Source organism: Saccharothrix tamanrassetensis (assembly GCF_014203665.1).
GTDB lineage: Bacteria > Actinomycetota > Actinomycetes > Mycobacteriales > Pseudonocardiaceae > Actinosynnema > Actinosynnema tamanrassetense.
In genome coordinates this window covers 136,368-152,888 of the sequence record NZ_JACHJN010000003.1, presented here as the reverse complement: position 1 = coordinate 152,888, position 16,521 = coordinate 136,368, and the positions used below count along the sequence as shown (strand labels likewise).

General features: G+C 72.4%; 16 protein-coding genes. 6 read left to right on the top strand and 10 right to left on the bottom strand.

Annotated features, from left to right (window positions below; all coding sequences use genetic code 11):
- Position 1 precedes the first annotated feature (1 nt).
- Positions 2-301 carry an Asp-tRNA(Asn)/Glu-tRNA(Gln) amidotransferase subunit GatC gene (gene gatC, locus FHS29_RS09815; RefSeq protein ID WP_184690262.1) on the bottom strand — a complete coding sequence of 100 codons (300 nt, stop codon included), beginning with the start codon at positions 299-301 and terminating at the stop codon, positions 2-4.
- Positions 302-509: 208 nt separating this feature from the next.
- On the opposite strand from gatC, the gene FHS29_RS09810 reads away from it, so the two are divergent.
- Positions 510-1,163, top strand: a complete 654-nt coding sequence (locus FHS29_RS09810) for an ACT domain-containing protein (protein WP_184690261.1) — start codon at positions 510-512, stop codon at positions 1,161-1,163.
- 49 nt (positions 1,164-1,212) lie between these two features.
- Here FHS29_RS09810 and FHS29_RS09805 read toward each other — a convergent pair whose 3' ends face one another.
- Together FHS29_RS09805 and FHS29_RS09800 are read right to left on the bottom strand one after the other, a co-directional pair.
- Entirely contained in the window at positions 1,213-1,938 is a 726-nt protein-coding gene (locus FHS29_RS09805; RefSeq protein WP_184690260.1) for a 3-keto-5-aminohexanoate cleavage protein, read from the bottom strand.
- A 49-nt stretch (positions 1,939-1,987) separates the two neighbouring features.
- Positions 1,988-2,494: a GNAT family N-acetyltransferase gene (locus FHS29_RS09800; RefSeq protein WP_184690259.1), complete on the bottom strand. Its 507-nt coding sequence runs from the start codon at positions 2,492-2,494 to the stop codon at positions 1,988-1,990.
- Between the two features lie 223 nt (positions 2,495-2,717).
- On the opposite strand from FHS29_RS09800, the gene FHS29_RS09795 reads away from it, so the two are divergent.
- On the top strand, positions 2,718-3,137 hold the full coding sequence (locus FHS29_RS09795; RefSeq protein WP_184690258.1) for a phosphatase domain-containing protein: 420 nt from the start codon (positions 2,718-2,720) through the stop codon (positions 3,135-3,137).
- Positions 3,138-3,279: 142 nt separating this feature from the next.
- The gene (locus FHS29_RS09790) at positions 3,280-5,109 is read left to right on the top strand and encodes an elongation factor G (protein WP_184690257.1); all 1,830 of its coding nucleotides are present in this window, start codon (positions 3,280-3,282) and stop codon (positions 5,107-5,109) included.
- A 3-nt stretch (positions 5,110-5,112) separates the two neighbouring features.
- On the opposite strand, the gene ligA is transcribed toward FHS29_RS09790, so the two are convergent.
- The 3 genes from ligA to FHS29_RS09775 are packed head-to-tail and all read right to left on the bottom strand — an operon-like array spanning position 5,113 to position 8,926.
- On the bottom strand, positions 5,113-7,344 hold the full coding sequence (gene ligA / locus FHS29_RS09785; RefSeq protein ID WP_184690256.1) for an NAD-dependent DNA ligase LigA: 2,232 nt from the start codon (positions 7,342-7,344) through the stop codon (positions 5,113-5,115).
- 31 nt (positions 7,345-7,375) lie between these two features.
- The gene (locus FHS29_RS09780; protein WP_184690255.1) at positions 7,376-8,026 is read right to left on the bottom strand and encodes a hypothetical protein; all 651 of its coding nucleotides are present in this window, start codon (positions 8,024-8,026) and stop codon (positions 7,376-7,378) included.
- A 12-nt stretch (positions 8,027-8,038) separates the two neighbouring features.
- Positions 8,039-8,926: a LysR family transcriptional regulator gene (locus FHS29_RS09775; protein WP_184690254.1), complete on the bottom strand. Its 888-nt coding sequence runs from the start codon at positions 8,924-8,926 to the stop codon at positions 8,039-8,041.
- Between the two features lie 11 nt (positions 8,927-8,937).
- Between FHS29_RS09775 and FHS29_RS09770 the strand changes: the two genes are divergently transcribed.
- Positions 8,938-9,786 (top strand): YeiH family protein, encoded by an 849-nt coding sequence (locus FHS29_RS09770; protein ID WP_184690253.1) that lies wholly within the window; start codon positions 8,938-8,940, stop codon positions 9,784-9,786.
- Here FHS29_RS09770 and FHS29_RS09765 read toward each other — a convergent pair.
- From FHS29_RS09765 to FHS29_RS09755, 3 genes are read right to left on the bottom strand one after another with little or no spacing between them, the layout of a single operon-like run.
- Positions 9,762-10,508, bottom strand: coding sequence for a succinate dehydrogenase/fumarate reductase iron-sulfur subunit (locus FHS29_RS09765; protein WP_184690252.1), 747 nt, complete (start codon positions 10,506-10,508; stop codon positions 9,762-9,764). The genes FHS29_RS09770 and FHS29_RS09765 overlap by 25 nt on opposite strands.
- On the bottom strand, positions 10,505-12,415 hold the full coding sequence (locus FHS29_RS09760; protein ID WP_184690251.1) for a fumarate reductase/succinate dehydrogenase flavoprotein subunit: 1,911 nt from the start codon (positions 12,413-12,415) through the stop codon (positions 10,505-10,507). The genes FHS29_RS09765 and FHS29_RS09760 overlap by 4 nt, the downstream gene beginning before the upstream one ends.
- Position 12,416: 1 nt before the next feature.
- Positions 12,417-13,046: a succinate dehydrogenase cytochrome b subunit gene (locus FHS29_RS09755; RefSeq protein ID WP_312864844.1), complete on the bottom strand. Its 630-nt coding sequence runs from the start codon at positions 13,044-13,046 to the stop codon at positions 12,417-12,419.
- Positions 13,047-13,118: 72 nt separating this feature from the next.
- On the opposite strand from FHS29_RS09755, the gene FHS29_RS09750 reads away from it, so the two are divergent.
- Together FHS29_RS09750 and FHS29_RS09745 are read left to right on the top strand one after the other, a co-directional pair.
- A complete protein-coding gene (locus FHS29_RS09750; protein WP_184690249.1) occupies positions 13,119-14,024 on the top strand; it encodes a LysR family transcriptional regulator in 906 nt (301 codons plus the stop codon).
- 9 nt (positions 14,025-14,033) lie between these two features.
- The gene (locus FHS29_RS09745; RefSeq protein WP_184690248.1) at positions 14,034-14,540 is read left to right on the top strand and encodes a GNAT family N-acetyltransferase; all 507 of its coding nucleotides are present in this window, start codon (positions 14,034-14,036) and stop codon (positions 14,538-14,540) included.
- 10 nt (positions 14,541-14,550) lie between these two features.
- On the opposite strand, the gene FHS29_RS09740 is transcribed toward FHS29_RS09745, so the two are convergent.
- The gene (locus FHS29_RS09740) at positions 14,551-16,392 is read right to left on the bottom strand and encodes a glycoside hydrolase family 9 protein (protein ID WP_184690247.1); all 1,842 of its coding nucleotides are present in this window, start codon (positions 16,390-16,392) and stop codon (positions 14,551-14,553) included.
- Between the last annotated feature and the right edge of the window lie 129 nt (positions 16,393-16,521).

Here is a 16,521-nt window from a genome sequence, read left to right as displayed (position 1 = left end):
GTCATGCTTGTTCACCCAGGATGCGGGGGACGCGGAAGCGACCGTCCTCGGCGGCGGGGGCGCCCGCGAGCGCCTGCTGCTGACCGAGGCTGGGACGCACCACGTCCTCGCGGAACACGTTGGTCAGCGGAACGGCGTGCGAAGTGGGTGGGATGTCCGCGGTGGCGATGTCGCCCACCGTGGCCACCGACTGAAGGATCACGTCCAACTGGCCGGCGAACAGGTCAAGCTCGTCGTCGGTGACGGCGAGCCTGGCCAGACGGGCCAGGTGCGCGACCTCGTCGCGGGAGATGCTGGGCACCTCGTCAACCCCCGTGGGTCGGTTTTCTCGGATTGGACCCACCGAGTCTATTGGCAGGTCAGGGCGAGGCCCGACGGGGTTCTCGCGCCCGCGCGCGAGGGTGCGGGATTTTACCGCCGGGCAACGCGGCCGGTGGGTCGGAAAGCGAAGCTGCGTCTGCGAGAATCATCGGCCGGAAAGCCCGAACCCAGCCCTGGAGGCGTGCACCGTGTCCTTCCTGATCCGGGTCCAGCTCCCGGACCGTCCCGGCACCTTGGGTGCGGTCGCCTCCGCTCTTGGCGAGATCGGGGCCGACATCCTCAGCGTGGACGTGGTGGAGCGCGGAGCCGGCCTGGCCATCGACGACCTGGTGGTGGAGCTGCCGTCCGGCCGGCTGCCGGACGTGCTGATCACCGCCGCGGAGTCCATCGACGGGGTCGAGGTGGACGCGGTGCGCCCGTACGCGGGGGTGCTCGACACCCACCGCGAGCTGGAACTGGTCGAAGAGGTCGCGGAGGAGCCCGCGCGTGGGCTGGAGGTGTTCACCGAGGGCGTCCCGAAGATCATCCGCGCCGGGTGGGCGGTGGTGCTGTCGCACGACAGCGCCGGCGTGCACCGGGTGACCGCGTCCACCGCCGCCCCGGAGACCCGGATGACGGACCCGCCGTGGATGCCGCTGGCGCGGGCCACCGTGCTGGACGGCGAGGAGAGCTGGGTGCCCGAGACGTGGCGCGAACTGGGCACCGAGCTGGCCGCGACACCGCTGGGCAAGCCGGACCGGGTGCTGCTGGTGGGGCGTCCGGGTGGGCCGATGTTCCGGGCGGCGGAGGTGGCGCGGCTGGCGCACCTGGCCGGGATCGTGTCCGTGGTGCTGCCCGACTGAGCGCTGCCCGCCCGGTGCACCCCGGTCGGCTCCGGGCCGGGAGCACCGGTCAGCCGACGGCGTGGGCGCGGATGGCTCGCCGTGCGCAGGTGACGAGTTCGGCGTTGTCCCGGGTCGGGCTGCCGTCCGGGTTGCGGAGGGTGTCCTCCAGGCCGATGCGGGTGTCCAGTCCCCGGCGGGCGGCGTGGTCCAGGACGGGCCACGCGCTGTCGTCCTCGCCGTGCAGCAGGATCGGCGCGCCCAGTGGCTCCAGCAGCCGCAGCACGGCTTCCGCCTCGGCGGTCGACCCGCCCGGCTGGACCTCGGCGAGGACGCGGCGGGTGCCGTCGGGCAGGCCCGCCCGGACCAGGGTGCGGGCGGCTTCCTCGTGGAAGACGCCCAGCTCGATGCCGACCCCGGCGGCCTGCAACGCGCGCACGACGTCCGACCAGCCGTCTTCGTGGACGTTCACCGAGGCCACGTCGGGACGTCCGGCGGACAGGCCCGCCCAACCCCTGACCAAGTCGGCCCGCCGCACCGGGTCCGGCTGGATCCAGGCGGCGGTGGTGACGCCCAGTTCCGCGTGCGGCACGGCGGTGCGGACCACCGCGACCGCGGTCGCGACCTCGGGGCCGGCGATCACCTCCAGCCCCACCACGTCCCGCGGGTGCAGGTGGAAGTGGGTGATGCCGAGCTCGGCGAGCGCGGCGGCGTCGGCGGCCAACTGCTGCGGGGTAACCGGCAGCGCGGGATGGCTTCCGGGCACGCGGGCACCGTTCAGGCAGACCTGGAGCACGCCGCCAGCCTCGCACGACCCGGCCCGCCCGGCGAGCCACCGAGCGGCGTCAGGCGAGTTCCAGGCTGAACGCGAAGGCGATCAGCTGCACCCCCGGCACCGGGTTCCAGTCGCGTTCCGGGAAGCGCCGGAACCCCAGCCGCCGGTACAGCCGGTGGGCGGTGGTCATGGTCTCGGCGCTGCTCATCACCACCCGCCGCGCACCCACCTCCCGGGCCCGCGCGATCACCGCCCTGACCAGCGCTTCCCCCACACCTCGGCCGCGTGCGCGGGGGCTGACCGCGAGCATCCGGAACTCCAGTTCGCCAGATCGGCTGACTTCCGCGTACGGGCTGCCGGGCCGGGCGATGGTCACCGTGCCCAGCAGGGTGTCCTCCACGTCCACCGCCACCAGCAGCTCCGCGTCCCGGGCCCGCGCCCGGGTGTCGGCCAGCTCGTCGGCGTACCCGCCGGTGTGGCTGTCGATGTACCGGTCGACGCGGTAGGCCTCCACCGTGACCGCACCGGCCGCCGCCCACTCGTCCTCGCGCGCGGGCCTCACCACGACATCGGCCATCTGCTTCCCCTCCCGATCCGTTGTCCTCCACCCAAACCCGAGGTCGGGGCTCCGATCAAGGCAGGACGGGTATCTCGACGCGGGCAACCCCACACCTCCGCGGGTCCGGCGACGAGGATCCGCCGATCGGTGGCACCCCGGCACGTCACGTGGAGCCACCTCCCGGCGCCGGATTCACCCGGTCGGGATCAGCCGGTCGGGCCCCGGGGCTAGCATCGGGCGGATGTTGGCCGGTGCGATCGAACTCCCCGACGGCTCCCGCGTGCGCGGACGCGGACTGCGGCACCCCACCCCGGACGACGCGCCGTCGTACGGGCTCTACCTCGGCGGCTCGCGGCTGCGACGCGGCCGGGAGTTCGCGTGGGCGCACGACTGGGTCGACTGGCCCGACTTCCTGCTGCCCCGGTCCCACGACGACGCCGTGCGGCTCATCCGGGGCCTGCACGCCCGTGCGCTGGCCGGGGAGGCCGTGGAAGTCGCGTGCGGCGGCGGGGTCGGGCGGACCGGGACCGTCATCTCGTGCCTGGCGGTGCTGGCCGGCATCCCATCGGGTGAAGCGGTGGCCTGGACGCGCGCCCACTACAACCACCGCGCGGTCGAAACGCCCTGGCAGAAGAAGTGGGTGCGGCGGTTCCCCGGCTGACGGGGAGCGGAAATCGGTTGTGCGGCACGGCGGACCGCTGATCTAGTGGCGACCACCGGACGAGCCGAGGAGGCGATCATGCGCGGAGCTCTCATGCCCTTCCAGAAGGTCACTGTCACCTGTCTCGAGGACATGAAGCTCTGTGCGGACGTTGAATCTCGGCATCCTGGCGCACGTCGACGCCGGTAAGACCAGCCTGACCGAACGGCTGCTGCACGCGGCCGGCGTGATCGACGCGGTCGGCAGCGTGGACGACGGGTCGACGCAGACCGATTCGCTGGCGCTGGAACGGCAGCGCGGCATCACCATCAGGTCGGCGGTCGTGTCGTTCGTCGTGGACGACGTGACCGTGAACCTGATCGACACCCCCGGACACCCGGACTTCATCGCCGAGGTGGAACGGGCGTTGGGCGTGCTCGACGGCGCGGTGCTCGTGGTGTCCGCGGTGGAGGGCGTGCAACCGCAGACCCGCGTGCTGATGCGGGCGTTGCGGCGGCTGCGGATCCCCACCCTGCTGTTCGTGAACAAGACCGACCGGGCCGGCGCCGATCCGGAGCGGGTGGTGCGGGAGATCGCCGCACGGCTCACCCCGGACGTCGCGCCGGTCTCCGCCGGTGTCGCGGCGCTGACCGAACTGGTGACCCGGCACGACGACGCGGTGCTGCGCGCGTACGTGGAGGGCGGGGTCGGCGCCCGGCGGGTGCGGGAGTCGTTCGCCGCGTTGAGCCGGCGGGCGGTGGTGCACCCGGTGTTCTCCGGGTCGGCGATCACCGGGGCCGGGGTGGACGCGTTGATGGCCGCGCTGCCGGAGTTCCTGCCGGCGGTGTGCGGCGACGCGTCGGCCCCGGTGTCCGGGTCGGTGTTCAAAGTGGAGCGCGGCCCCGCCGGGGAGAAGATCGCCTACGTGCGGATGTTCGCCGGGACGGTGCGGGTCCGTGATCGGCTGGAGCACGGGAAGGTCACCGCGATCAGCGTGTTCTCGCGCGGCACCGCGCAGCGGTCGGCGTCGGTGTCCGCCGGGCACGTCGCGCGGGTGTGGGGTCTGGACGTGCGGATCGGCGACTCGCTCGGCGTGGCGCGCGGTGCCGGGCCGTCGTTCGCGCCGCCCACGTTGGAGACCGTCGTGGTGCCGGCGCGGGCCGAGGACGCGGGTGCGCTGCACGCCGTGCTGACCCGACTCGCCGAGCAGGACCCGCTGATCGACCTGCGGCAGGACGACGGGCGGCGGGAGATCGCCGTGTCGCTGTACGGGGAGGTGCAGAAGGAGGTCCTCCAGGCCGAACTCGCCGACGCCGGCCTGGAGGTGGGGTTCCGGGCGACCACCACCATCTGCCTGGAACGCCCGGTCGGCAGCGGGGAGGACGTCGCGGTCATCGACACCGACGGCAACCCGTACCTGGCGACCGTGGGACTGCGCGTCGACCCCGCTCCCGCCGGGTCCGGGGTGGAGTTCCGGCTGGAGGTGGAACTCGGGTCGATGCCGTTCGCGTTCTTCGTCGCGGTGGAGGAGGCGGTGCGGGACACGCTGCGGCGTGGCGGCGTCCACGGGTGGCAGGTCGTCGACTGCGTCGTGACGATGACCCGGTCCGGCTACTGGGCGCGGCAGAGCCACTCGCACGGGACGTTCGACAAGAGCATGTCCAGCACCGCCGGCGACTTCCGCGACCTGACCCCGCTGGTGCTGATGAACGCGTTGGCGCGGGCCGGGGTGGAGGTGCTCGAACCCGTGCACTCGTTCCGGCTGGAGGTGCCCGCCGACGTGCTGGGGATCGTGTCGCCGGTGCTGGCCAGGCTGCGGGCGGTGCCTCGTACTTCCGTCGTGCGAGAAGGGGTTTGCGTGCTGGAGGGGGACGTGCCGGCGGCTCACGTGCGCGAGTTGCAGGTGCTGCTGCCGGGGTTGACGCGGGGTGAAGGGGTGCTGGAATCGGTGTTCTCGCACCACTCGCCGGGCTACGGGGGCCAAGCCGGCTGAGGCTCAGCCGGCGGGGGCTTCGTCCGCCGGGGTCTGGTCCGCCGGAGCTTCGTCCGCCACGGCTCGATCGGTCTCGGCCGGGGCTTGGGCGGTCGGGGTCGGGGCTTCGTCGGTGGCGAGGGTGGCCACCCTGGTGGCGGCGGCCGGACCTTCCTGCAGCAGGACGCGGAAGCCCGGTTCGTCCAGCACGGGCACCTTCAGCTGAAGTGCCTTGTCCGCCTTGGTGCCCGGGGAGTCGCCCACCACCACGAACGCGGTCTTCTTCGACACCGAGCCGGCCGCCTTGCCACCTCGGGACAGGATCGCTTCCTTCGCCTCGTCCCGCGAGAACCCCTCCAGCGACCCCGTCACCACGATGGACAGGCCTTCGAGGTTGCGGGGGATCGAGTCGTCCCGCTCCTCGGCCATGCGGACCCCGGACTCGGCCCACTTGCGGACGATCTCCTGCCGCCACGGGGTCTCCACCCACTCGCGCACGGCCAGCGCGATGGTCGGGCCCACGCCCTCGGCAGCCGCCAACTCCTCCTCCGACGCGGACTTGATCCGGTCCAGGGAGCCGAACTCCTGGGCCAGCGCCCGGGCCGCTGTCGGACCCACGTGGCGGATGGACAGCGCCACCAGGACCCGCCAGAGCGGCCGTTGCTTCACGGCCTCCAGGTTGTCCAGCAGCTTCACGGCGTTCGCGGTCAGCTCGCCGGAGATGGTGCGGAACAGCTCGACCTCGGACAGCTTCTCCGCATCCAGCAGGAACAGGTCGCCCTCGTCGGCGTACACCGTCGACTCGACCAGCGCGGCCGCGGCCTCGAAGCCCAGGACCTCGATGTCCAGCGCCGAGCGGGAAGCCAGGTAGGCCAGGCGTTCCCGCAGCTGGCCGGGGCAGCCGGCCGCGTTGGGGCAGCGGATGTCGACGTCGCCTTCCTTCATCGGGCGCAGCGCGTGACCGCACTCGGGGCACGTCACGGGCATCTCGAACTCGTGGGCGTCGTCGGGCCTGGCGTCGACCACCGGGCCGAGGACCTCCGGGATGACGTCGCCGGCTTTGCGGATCACGATCCGGTCGCCGATCAGCACGCCCTTGCGCTTGACCTCGCTCGCGTTGTGCAGGGTGGCCCTGGCGACCGTCGAACCGGCCACCTTGACGGGCTCCATCACGGCGAACGGCGTCACCCTGCCGGTCCGCCCCACCTGGACCTTGATGTCCAGCAGCGTCGTCGTCGCCTCTTCCGGCGGGTACTTGAACGCGATCGCCCAGCGGGGCGCCCGGGACGTCGTGCCCAGCCTGCGTTGCAGCGTCACCTCGTCGACCTTCACCACCACGCCGTCGATCTCGTGCAGGGCGTCGTGGCGGTGCGCGCCCCAGTACTCGACGTGCGCGCTGATCTCGTCGAACGTCCCGAGCACCTTCGTGTGCGAGGACACCGGCATCCCCCACGCCTTGAGCGCCTCGTACGCCTCGGACTGCCGGGCCGGCTCGAAGCCCTCGCGCCGGCCCAGGCCGTGGCAGATCATCCGCAGCTTCCGCGACGCCGTCACCTTCGGGTCCTTCTGGCGCAGCGAGCCCGCCGCCGTGTTGCGCGGGTTGGCGAACGGTGTTCTGCCCGCCTCCACCAGCTTGGCGTTGAGCTCCAGGAAGTCCTCCACGGCGAAGAACACCTCGCCGCGCACCTCCACCAGCGCGGGCACCGGGTACTCGTCGGTCCCGGTGAGCACCTCGGGGACGTTGTCGAGCGTGCGGACGTTCAGCGTCACGTCCTCGCCGGTCCGGCCGTCGCCCCTGGTCAGCGCGCGCACCAGCCGACCCCGCTCGTACAGCAGGTTGACGGCCAGGCCGTCGATCTTCAGCTCGCACAGGTAGTGCACGCCCTCGCCGACCTCCTTCCGCACCCGCTCCACCCACGCCAGCAGCTCGTCGCGGGAGAACACGTTGTCCAGGCTGAGCATCCGCTCCAGGTGGTCGACCGCGCGGAACTCGGTGGAGAACGTGCCGCCGACCAGCTGGGTGGGCGAGTCGGGCGTGGCCAGGCCGGGGTGCTCCTCCTCCAGCGCCTGGAGCTCGCGCAGCAGCTCGTCGAACTCACCGTCACCGACCGTCGGCGCGTCCAGCACGTAGTAGCGGAACTGGTGGCCCCGGACCTCTTCGGCGAGCGCGGCGTGGCGCTCCCGCGCGGCGGCCGGGACGTCCTCCACGCCCTGCACGGCACCGTTGGTCTGGTCGAGTGAGTCGCTGCTGGTCACGGGGTGAGCCTAACCAGCGGGTACGACATTTTCAGGCGGGATCCCCGGTCAGCCCCCGGACGAGTTCGCGCAGCCCCAGCAGGTCGATGGTGCCTTCCGGTTCGGCGGCGGCGGTTTCCACCCGGCCGAGCCGCTCCCCGGCCAGCCGCTCACCGAGCGTGACGTCGAGCGGCAGGAACGTCATGGTCCGCCGCTGCGCGTCGTCCAGTTCGGCGAACAGCGGGTGGAACACGGCCACGTCGACGAGCCCGTCGGTGACCTGCGCGACGATCCGCACGTCGGCCAGCCGGATGCGCTTGGCGCCCAGGTTGACGGTGACCCCGGTCGGGTCGGGCACGGGCGGCACCGAGTCGTGGTACTCCCAGATCATGTCCTCGGGCGGTGCGGCGGCCATCCAGGCGTCGGTGTACGGGCGCAGCCGCGGGTCCTCCTGGCCGCTGACCACCAGCGCGTAGATGGCGCGGTGGCCGCGTTCCAGGGAGAAGTGCAGGTCCGGGTGGACGGCGGCGACCAGGTCGCACAGCTCGTTCTCCACGCGGTGCGGTTCGCCGTCGCCGAGGGCCGCGCTGATCGTGGGCAGCAGGTCGGTCCACCGCCGCCAGAACGCGACCGCCGCCTCGGACGGGTTGGGCAGGTGCGCGGGCGGCGTCGCGGGCTCGGTGCGTCGGCGGAACCAGCTCATGCGCCCATTGAACTACGACCGGCCGCGCCGGGTGGCGACCGCGAGGAGTTCCGCCGCGGGCCCCACCAGCCGCCGTCCGCCCGGCCACACGGCCCGCAGCACGCGCCGCAGGTCCAGGCCGTCCACCGGCACCTCCACCAGCCGCCCGTCGGCCAGGTCCAGCGCCACCGCCAGCACGCTCAGCACGGCGGGCGCGACGCCGGCGACCACCGCGCCGCGCACGGCCGTGGTGGAGCCCAGTTCGAGCGCGGGCGGGCGGGCGTCGGGCAGGGCCTTGTCCAGGGTGTCGCGGGTGCCGGAGCCGCGTTCCCGGACGACCAGCGGGGTCCGGGCGAGTTCGGTGACCCCCACCCGCCGGCGGACCCAGCGGTGTCCCGGCGGCACCACCACGGCGAGCCGGTCCACGGCCACCTTCCGCGTCGACAGCCCGGTCATCGGTCCGGGGGCCTCCACGAACCCCAGGTCCACCGCGCCGTCGCGCACCAGGCCCGCCACGGTCTGCGAGTTGGTCACCCGCAGGCCGACGTGCAGGTCGGGGCGGGTGCGGCGGAGTTCGCCGATCCAGCCGGGCGCGAGGTGCTCGGCCACGGTCATGCTGGCCGCGACGCGCAGTTCGGCTTCCCGGGTCGAGCGCAGCGCCTCCGCGCCCGCGAGCAGCCCGGACAGCTCGTCCAGCACCCGACGCGCGCGTTCGGTCACCACCACCCCGGCCGGGGTCAACGCCGAGCCGCGGCGCCCCCGGTCGAGCAGCACCAGGCCCAGGCGGCGCTCCAGGGTGGACAGCCGCTTGCTCGCGGACGGCTGCGCGATGCCGAGTTCCCGCGCGGCCCGACCGAGGCTTCCCAGCTCTCCGACCAGGACCAACAGCCGCAGCGATGCCAGGTCGGGCGGCTCGGTCATAGCCCCAGGGTATGACTTCATCGTCAACCGCGGGCTACCGGCGCCCCTCGTGCGGGCACAGGCTCGGTCACGTGCTCATCGCCGCGTTGCTGCTGGGGGTCCTGGTCGGTGGACGACTGCCCGATCTCGCGCCCGTCACCAGGAGGCTGCTGCGGGCGGGCGTGGTGCTGCTCGGTCTGCAACTGTCCATCCCGCAACTGGTCGACCTGGGGCCGGGCGTCCTGCTCGCGGCGGTCGTCACGGTCGGTGCCACGTTCTTCGGCACGCTCTGGATGGGCAGGCGCCTGCGACTGCCCCGCGGCCTGTGCGTGCTGGTGGCCAGCGGGTTCTCGATCTGCGGCGCGTCGGCGATCGCGGCCGTGTCGTCGGAGCGGGACGAGGAGCACGTCGCCACGAGCGTCGCCCTGGTGACGCTGTTCGGCACCCTGACCATGATCACCCTGCCGCTGCTGGACGCGTCGCCGGAGTGGATCGGGCTGAGCGTGCACGAGGTGGCGCAGGTCGCCGCCGCGGCGCCCACGGCCGGTGCGGCGACGGCCATGGCGGTCAAGCTGAGCCGGGTGGCGCTGCTCGCGCCGATCGCGGCGGGCGTGAACCGGCGGCGGGGCCCGCTGGTGCCGCTGTTCCTGGTGGGGTTCCTGGCGATGGTCGTGCTGCGGTCGACGGAGCTGGTACCCGCCGGCGCGCTGGACGTCACCAGGACGGCGACCACCGTGCTGTTCGCGGCGGCGATGTTCGGGCTCGGCACGGCGGTCCGGCCGCGCGGCCTGCTCGCGACCGGACCCCGTGCCCTGCTGCTAGGACTGCTGTCGACGCTGCTGGTGTGCTCGGTCGGCTACCTGTCGCTGCGGCTGGTGTGAGCGCGCAGCAGGTCGGCGTTGAGCCGGGCGATCGTGATCAGCGGGATCCCCTTGGGGCACGCCGGGGTGCACTCCCCCGCGTTGGTGCAGCCGCCGAACCCCAGCGCGTCGTGCTCGGCCACCATGTCCCGCGCCCGCGAGTACCGCTCGGGCTGCCCTTGTGGCAGGACCCCGAGGTGGGTGGCCTTCGCGGCGGTGAACAGCATCGCCGAACCGTTCGGGCACGCGGCGACGCAGGCGCCGCAGCCGATGCACGCCGCCGCCTCGAACGCGGTGTCCGCGTCCGGCTTCGGCACGGGCGTGGCGTGGGCGTCCGGCGCGCTGCCCGCCGGCACGCTGATGTACCCGCCGGCGGCCACGATCCGGTCGAACGCCGAGCGGTCCACCACGAGGTCCCGCACCACCGGGAACGGTTCGGCCCGCCACGGCTCCACGGTCAGCACGTCGCCGTCCTCGAAGTGCCGCAGGTGCAACTGGCACGCCGTGGTCGCCTTCTGCGGGCCGTGCGCGACACCGTTGATCATCACCCCGCACATGCCGCAGATGCCTTCACGGCAGTCGTGGTCGAACGCCACCGGTTCCTCACCGGCCAGCACGAGCCGTTCGTTGAGCACGTCCAGCGCTTCCAGGAACGACATGTCCGGCGACAGGTCGTCGAGCGGGTACTCGACCAGCCGCCCGGTGGCGCCGCTCTGCCGCCAGATCCGCAAAGTGAGTTTCACGCGTAGCTCCGGGTGCTCGGCTTGACGTGCTCGAAAACGAGCTCTTCCTTGTGCAGCACGGGTTCGGCACCGGTGAACTCCCACGCCGCGACGTAGCAGAACCGGGCGTCGTCGCGCAGCGCCTCACCGTCCGGGGTCTGGCTCTCGGCGCGGAAGTGGCCGCCGCACGACTCCTCGCGGTGCAGGGCGTCGACGCACATCAGCTCGGCCAGCTCGAAGAAGTCGGCGACCCGGCCGGCCTTCTCCAGCTCCTGGTTGAGCTGCGCGCCCGTGCCGGGCACCTTCACCCGCTGCCAGAACTCCTCCCGCAGCTCCGGGATGCGCTCCAACGCCTTGCGCAGACCGGCTTCGCCGCGTTCCATGCCGCACTCGTCCCACATCAGGCGCCCCAGCTCGCGGTGGAACGACTCGACCGTGCGGTCGCCGTCCACCGCGAGCAGGGTCTTCACCCGGCCGCGCACCTCGGACATGGTGTCCGCGACGGCCGGGTGGTCCTCGGACAGCGGCTCGAACGGCGCGTCGGCCAGGTAGTCGCCGATCACACCGGGCAGCACGAAGTAGCCGTCGGCCAGGCCCTGCATGAGGGCGCTGGCGCCGAGCCGGTTCGCGCCGTGGTCGGAGAAGTTGGCCTCCCCGATGACGTACAGGCCGGGGATGTTGGACCGCAGGTCGTAGTCCACCCACAGGCCGCCCATCGTGTAGTGCACGGCCGGGTAGATCCGCATCGGCACCCGGTACGGGTCTTCGCCGGTGATCCGCTGGTACATCTCGAAGAGGTTGCCGTAGCGCTGCTCGACCGCGAGCGCGCCGAGGCGCTCGACGGCGTCCGCGAAGTCCAGGTAGACACCGCGTTTCTCGTCGGAGATGTTCTTCGCCGCACGGGACGCGATGTCGCGCGGCACCAGGTTGCCGAAGCTGGGGTACATGCGTTCCAGGAAGTAGTCCCGCTCGGCTTCCGGGATGTCGTTGGGCGGCCTGGAGTCCCGGGGGTTCGCGGGCACCCACACCCGGCCGTCGTTGCGCAGCGACTCGCTCATCAGCGTCAGCTTCGACTGGTGGTCGCCGCTGATCGGGATGCACGTCGGGTGGATCTGGGTGAAGCACGGGTTGGCGAACAGCGCGCCGCGGCGGTGCGCGCGCCAGATCGCGGTGGTGTTGCAGCCCTTGGCGTTCGTGGACAGGTGGAACACGTTGCCGTAGCCGCCGGTCGCCAGCACCACGGCGTCCGCGAAGTGCGTCGACACCGCGCCGGACACCAGGTCGCGCACCACGATGCCGCGCGCTCGGCCGTCCACGACGATCAGGTCCAGCATCTCCGTGCGCGGGTGCATCTCGACCCGTCCGGCGTCGACCTGCCGTTCCAACGCCTGGTACGCGCCCAGCAGGAGCTGCTGCCCGGTCTGGCCACGGGCGTAGAACGTGCGGGAGACCTGCGCCCCGCCGAAGGACCTGGTGTCCAGCAGGCCGCCGTACTCGCGGGCGAACGGCACGCCCTGCGCCACGCACTGGTCGATGATCTCGACGCTGATCTGCGCCAGGCGGTGCACGTTCGACTCGCGGGACCGGAAGTCGCCGCCCTTCACCGTGTCGTAGAACAGGCGGTGCACGCTGTCGCCGTCGTTGCGGTAGTTCTTGGCCGCGTTGATGCCGCCCTGCGCGGCGATGCTGTGCGCGCGGCGCGGGCTGTCCTGGTAGCAGAACGACTTCACCCGGTACCCGAGTTCGCCCAGCGTCGCGGCGGCGGCACCGCCGGCGAGGCCGGTGCCCACGACGATGACGCTGCGGTGGCGGCGGTTCGCCGGGTTGACCAGGCGGGCGGAGAACCTCCTGAGGTCCCAGCGGGACTCGATCGGGCCGACCGGCACGCGCTGGTCGGCGATCGGGGAACCTTCGGTGTAGAACGGCATGTCAGCTCACCAATCCGGTGAAGACGGCGAAGGGGACGGAGAGGAAACCGGCGCAGACCACGACCGCCACACCCAGTCCGACGACTCGTGACGTGGTGACGCCCAACGTCTGGGTGGCGCTCCACACGCCGTGCCGGATGTGGAAACCCAGGGCCAGCACGGCGACCGTGTAGGCCAGCACCACGTACCAGTGCTGGAAGTCGGCGACGACGTTGGCGTGGATCGCGCCCGGCACACCGTTCGGGTTGAGCACCCCGACGGTGAGGTCGAGCAGGTGGTAGACCACGAACAGCGCGATGATCACGCCGCCCCAACGCATCGTGCGCGCCGCGTAGGAGCCCTGCACGACCCGTCGGTGCCGGTAGCGGCCACGGGCCCGGCGGGCTCGCGCGGTCAGCTGGTAGGCGGCCACGAAGTGCAGCACGACGGCCGCGAGCAGCCCGACCCGTACCGGCCACACCACCCCGATGTCGCGCAGCCACCGCCCGTACGCGTCGAGCGCGTCGGGACCGGCGAACACCGCCAGGTTCCCGATCATGTGCGCGACGACGTAGAGGAACAACGCGGCCCCGGTGACCGCCATGACGGCCTTCTTGCCGATCGTGCTGCGGTAGAGCCGGATCGTGTCCACGACCACGACGCTAGGAACCGACGTGACAAGTCGTCCAATACATCGTGGGCTGCTCGACGATAGTCTGGGGCTATGACCCTCCAGCAGTTGGTGTACTTCCTGGCAGTGGCCCGGACGCGGCACTTCACCAAGGCCGCCGAAGAGGTCCGTGTGGCGCAGCCCTCACTGTCCAAGCAGATCCACGCCCTGGAGAAGGAGCTCGGCGCGGAGCTGTTCAGCCGGGCGCGCGGCAACATCACGCTCACCCCGGCCGGCGAGGCGCTGCTGCCGGTGGCCGGCCGCATCCTGTCCGATGTGGACACCGCCCGGCTGGAGGTCGCCGAGCTGGTCGGGCTCAAGCGCGGCCGGGTGCGGGTCGGGGCGACGCCGAGCCTGTGCGGCAGCCTGTTCGCCGACGTCATCAAGCGTTACCACGACGCCTACCCGGGGATCCGGGTGGCCGTCACCGAGAGCGGGTCACGGGACCTGGTGCAGGCGCTGGAGGCCGGCGAACTGGACCTGGCGCTGGTCATCGTGTCACCGGCCGACTCGCACCGGGCGTTGACCGTCGTGCCCGTCCTGCGGGAGGAACTCGTGGTCGCCTCCGCGCAACCGCTGGGCGTCGACCGGATGCGCCTGACGGACCTGGAGAACCACCCGCTCGTGATGTTCCGGCCCGGCTACGACCTGCGCGAGACGACGCTGGCGGCGTGCCGGAGCGCGGGCTTCGAACCGCAGTTCGCGGTGGAGGGCGGGGAGATGGACGCCGTGCTGCGCTTCGTCGAAGTGGGCCTGGGAGTGGCCATCGTGCCGAGCACGGTGCTCGCGGCCAGGTCACTGCACGGCACACCGCTCGCCCCCAGCACCACCCGAACGGTGGGCCTGGCGCACCGGACGGACGTGGCCCCGACCACCGCCGCGCGGGCTTTCCAGAGCGTGCTGCTGGGATTCCTGCGCGGCGCGGAAATGCCGTCGGGTGTGCACCTGACGACGCCGTAGGCTCGCCCGGTGCTGATCAGACGCGAGACACCAGACGACGTCAAGGCGATCACCGACGTCACCGACGCCGCGTTCGCCGCCAACCCCGGCGGCGAGGCCTGGCTGGTGACCGAACTGCGCGGTGACGCCGGTTGGATCCCGGCGCTGTCCCTGGTCGCCGAGAGCCCGACCGGCGAGGTCGTCGGGCACGTGGTGTGCACGCGGGCCACCGTGAACGGCGCGCCCGCCCTCGGCCTCGGCCCGCTCGGCGTGCGGCCGGACCACCAGCGGCAGGGCGTCGGCAAGGCCTTGGTGCACGCCGTGCTCGGCGCGGCCGACGCCCTCGGCGAACCGCTGGTGGCCCTGCTCGGCGACCCGGGGTACTACTCCCGCTTCGGCTTCCGACCGGCCGGGCAGTGCGGGATCGAGCCGCCGAACCCGGAGTGGGGCCCGTACTTCCAGGTGCGGACCCTGCACTCCTACAGCCCGAACCTGCGCGGGCCCTTCCGGTACGCGGAGCCGTTCGAACGCCTGTGACGCGTGCCCCCTACGCCAGGGAGAACGCCAGCACGGCCGTCGCGGTGAAGTCGATCGCCGGTTCGGAACTCGGCCACGACGTCAACTCGTCCACGAACCGCGACGACGCCGAGTCGAACTCCCTGGTGTAGGGCTTGGTGCAGGGGATCGCCCCCTCGGGCATCTCACCCAGGTCCGCGAACAGCTCCGCCGCGTTCGGCCCGTTGACCACGCCGCCGACCAGCACCCGGTGCCCGCCGTCCGGGTCGCCGGACAGGTTCGCCGCCTGGTGGTGCGGGCACTCCGGGAACCGGCTGCCGACGCCCACGACGAGCGTGGTGCCCCAGGCGTTCGCGCCCAGCGTGAAGTTCCGCTGCCGGACACCGAAAGCGTCGAACGAGCGGTCCCGCGTCAGCGCGCGGTAGAGCCGCGCGGTGGCGGCGAAGCCGAAGCTGCGGGTCGCCACGTCGAACGACGACACGCTCGCCGCCGTGCGGAACGGACTCGACGCGGCACTGTCCACACCGGACTGGAGCTGTCGCCGGAGGTCGCCGACGAGCTGCGCCTCGGTCACCTCGGCACCCGGGATGCCGGCGCGCAGCAGGCGCACCAGGTCGTAGTGCCCCAGGGCACTGGTGTTGTAGACGTTCAGCGTGTCGGTGTCGCCACTGGCCAGGTGGACCGCCGCCCAGTGGGTCGCCGCCCGCGCCCAACCGGTGGCACGCGGGTCGCGCAACGCCTTGCCCGCCAGCGCCAACTGGGTCGCGCCGAACTCCATGTCGTCGGCCCAGGAGTCCTCCGGGTAGTAGGCGTGCGGGAACGCCGTCACCAACTCGCCGACGTCGGTGGTCTTGGCCGACGCGAACAGCGACGCGGCCTGGTCCAGGTGGGAACGGGCCGACCGGGGGTCGCGCCGGGCCTCGATCTGGGCGGCCAGGGCGAACGACGCCGTGACGCGGCCGACCAGGTTGGGGCTGATCGGCTCCCCCGGCTTGTTGGCCGCGAAGACGGGGCGGTGCTTGATGAAGTACTTCTCGTCGCCCGGCTTCACGTCGAGCTGGTCGTCGTCCTCCGGCAGCCGCCACACGTCGTGGTCGCCCACGAAGCCGTGCTCGGGGCTGCCGGTGCCGATGCCGACCTGCGCGTAGAGCACCTTCCGGTCGGCGTCCCAGACCTTGTCCAGCCACCGCAGGCCGAACCGGGTCTCGGCGGCCAGCGCCGGGTTCGCCCCGTCGCGCTGAGCGAACAGCATGGACGCCGTCGAGTACGCGGAGGCGTGGGTGAACTTCACGAAGTCGCCCGCGTCGAACCAGCCGCCCTCCACGTCGACGGTCAAGCCCGTCGGCCGCAACGGTTCGGCCAGCTCGTCGCCGCCGTCGCCGCGGAACACCGGCGTGTCGTAGACGGTCGCGGCGCGGTCGGTCAGGTGGGCCGGCTTGCGACCCAACCTGCCGGGGATGACGTCCGAACCGTCCCGCTGCGCCTGGAAGAACTCCACGGTGCGGTCCGCGACCGAAGAGAACAGGTCCGCACCGATCCTGAACGGCGGTGACGTCACGCCACCGGCCCTGATCCGGTACGTGCCCGCCCTGACCAGGCCGGAGAAGTCGATCGGCTGCACCGCCGCGTACTTCCCGCTCCACCCGCCCAGCGACCCGCCGACCCGGCCGGACCACGCGGTGCGACCCCGCGCGTCGATTACGGAGAACCGGCCGCCCACCGCCGAGGGCGTCATCAGGTAGGCCTGCTTCGACTCGAACGTGCCGTACCCGACCTGGTCCAGCCGCACCTGTCCGACCGGCGACGCGTGCGCGGGCACCGCCGACACCGAGCCGATCAGGGCAAGCGCCAGCGCCCATCGTGGGAACCGCATGGAACCTCCGCTCCGGCCGGCGGCGGTGGCCTTAGTAAAGAAACTTCCCTAATTGAGGGGAAGACTAGCCGCCGGCCGGGCCGGTAGCCAGCCCTCGGGCGGACCCGTTGCCGACCGTCGGGCGGTTCG

What these genes read in the sequence shown, in the direction of transcription:
- FHS29_RS09780 (WP_184690255.1), bottom strand. Translation starts at nt 8,026, where the DNA reads ATGAGCTGGTTCCGCCGACGCACCGAGCCCGCGACGCCGCCCGCGCAC.
- FHS29_RS09760 (WP_184690251.1), bottom strand. Translation starts at nt 12,415, where the DNA reads ATGCCGTTCTACACCGAAGGTTCCCCGATCGCCGACCAGCGCGTGCCG.
- FHS29_RS09750 (WP_184690249.1), top strand. Translation starts at nt 13,119, where the DNA reads ATGACCCTCCAGCAGTTGGTGTACTTCCTGGCAGTGGCCCGGACGCGG.
- FHS29_RS09770 (WP_184690253.1), top strand. Translation starts at nt 8,938, where the DNA reads ATGACTTCATCGTCAACCGCGGGCTACCGGCGCCCCTCGTGCGGGCAC.
- FHS29_RS09795 (WP_184690258.1), top strand. Translation starts at nt 2,718, where the DNA reads ATGTTGGCCGGTGCGATCGAACTCCCCGACGGCTCCCGCGTGCGCGGA.
- FHS29_RS09740 (WP_184690247.1), bottom strand. Translation starts at nt 16,392, where the DNA reads ATGCGGTTCCCACGATGGGCGCTGGCGCTTGCCCTGATCGGCTCGGTG.
- FHS29_RS09775 (WP_184690254.1), bottom strand. Translation starts at nt 8,926, where the DNA reads ATGACCGAGCCGCCCGACCTGGCATCGCTGCGGCTGTTGGTCCTGGTC.
- FHS29_RS09800 (WP_184690259.1), bottom strand. Translation starts at nt 2,494, where the DNA reads ATGGCCGATGTCGTGGTGAGGCCCGCGCGCGAGGACGAGTGGGCGGCG.